Below are 1,725 nucleotides of genomic sequence, written 5' to 3'. Positions count from 1 at the left end.
GGTCTCGATGTGGCGCAGCGAGCTCATGATCTGGTCGAGCAGGCGCTCGCAGGCTTCGGCCTCCAGATCGTTCGCGGCGCGGTTCTCGGTCGGATTCGCCTTGATCGCCGCGCGCACGCCCGCCAGACGGTTCTTGACGTATTCCTTCTCCCAATTGAGCGCGTCGATCTGCAGCTGCATGTATCCCTGCGGATCGATTTCACCGGTGCGCTGCTTCAGCCGTGTGATGCGCTTCGTGTACGAATCGATGACCATGAGCACCGCACGGCGGTTGTCCGACGTGACGCGTCCCGACAGTTCCTCCACGGTCCGCCGAAGCACTTCGATAGTGATTTCCATCATTTCCGTCGACGTGTCCTTGTTGCGGTTCGGCGCGAGCAGCGGCAGCAGGAAATTCGCCAGCAGCAGCGTCACCACGATCACGCCGGCGGCTATGAAGATCAGTTCGTCACGCATCGGGAAGTCCGCGCCGGCCGCCAGCGTGTATGGGATTGTGAACATCAGCGACAGCGTGATGGTGCCCTTCGGTCCGCCGAACGTCATGACCGCGGCGGACCGCCAACGCTTCGCCGTCATCCGGCGCCGCTTGCCGGTGGTGGTGTCCCTCGCGAGCCGCAGCATCAGCGAGATCCACAGGAACCGCATGACGATGACCACGGCGGAGACGGTGAGGATCGCGACCATCAGCAGTCCGTTGCTGATATGCGGATCGTCCCAGCTTGCGGACATTGCGTTCGGCAGCAGCATGCCGAGCAGGATGAACACCGCGCCGTTGAGCGAGAACGACAGCACGCCCCATACGCTCGACGATACGATGTTCGTGCGCGCCACGTTCGGGCCGATGCCGGTGCGGTCGAACCGGATGATGAGGCCCGCGGCCACGACCGACAGGATGCCGGAGACATGGACCGCCTCCGCGCCCAGATACAGGATGAACGGCAGGAACAGCTCCATGAGGATGCGGCTGGTGGTCGTCTCCCAGCCAAGGGAGCGGAACATCTCGAACAGCAGGTCGGCCACGGTTCCCACCACGAGGCCGAAGATCGCGCCGCCGAAGAACGAGAGCACGAATTGCGTGGCCGATTCCCCCACTTCGAACACGCCGCTGACCGCCGCCGCTATGGCGAACTGGAAGCCGACGATGCCGGAAGCGTCGTTGAACAGCGATTCGCCCTTCAGCACGCTCGTCTGACGTTCGGTCAGCGCGGCCTCCCTGCCAAGCGACGACACCGCGACCGCGTCGGTCGGACCAAGCGCCGCGCCAAGCGCGAGTGCCGCGGCAAGCGGAACCGCCGGCCAGACGGCATGCAGCGCGAAGCCGACCGCCGCCATGGTCGCAATCGCCAGACCGATCGCCAAAGACAATGACAGTTTGACGGATTTCAGCAGCTCGGTCTTGTCGATCTCATGCGCCTCCAGATACAGCAATGGCGCGATGAACAGCACCATGAACAGTTCCGGATCGAGCGTCACGCTTGGGAAGAACGGCAGCTGCGAGGCTAGCGCGCCCAATGCGATCTGCACGAGCGGCGTGGACACCTTGGGTATGAAACGACTTAGGAACGAGGACAGCACTACGGCGGCGATGATGCATAGAATCAACTCGAATACCGCCAACGTGCCTCCTTCGCGCGTGTTTCCAACCGTTTTCAGCCTATCAAGAGGCGGTTATGAGCGTGTTTCGCAAGGGCCGCCATTACGCTGACCGCTACACTGTGGCGTATG

1 protein-coding gene is annotated in these 1,725 nt (G+C 63.0%); it reads right to left on the bottom strand.

Annotated features, from left to right (window positions below; translation table 11 throughout):
• The coding region (locus ACR0P8_RS09575; protein ID WP_432624832.1) for a cation:proton antiporter at positions 1-1,617 on the bottom strand (1,617 nt) is incomplete at its 3' end.
• Between the last annotated feature and the right edge of the window lie 108 nt (positions 1,618-1,725).

The organism is Bifidobacterium sp. (genome assembly GCF_050874245.1).
In the GTDB taxonomy this organism is placed as follows: Bacteria; Actinomycetota; Actinomycetes; order Actinomycetales; family Bifidobacteriaceae; genus Bifidobacterium.
Note: the sequence above shows the minus strand (reverse complement) of the source record. Positions and strands in the feature narration are given on the sequence as shown.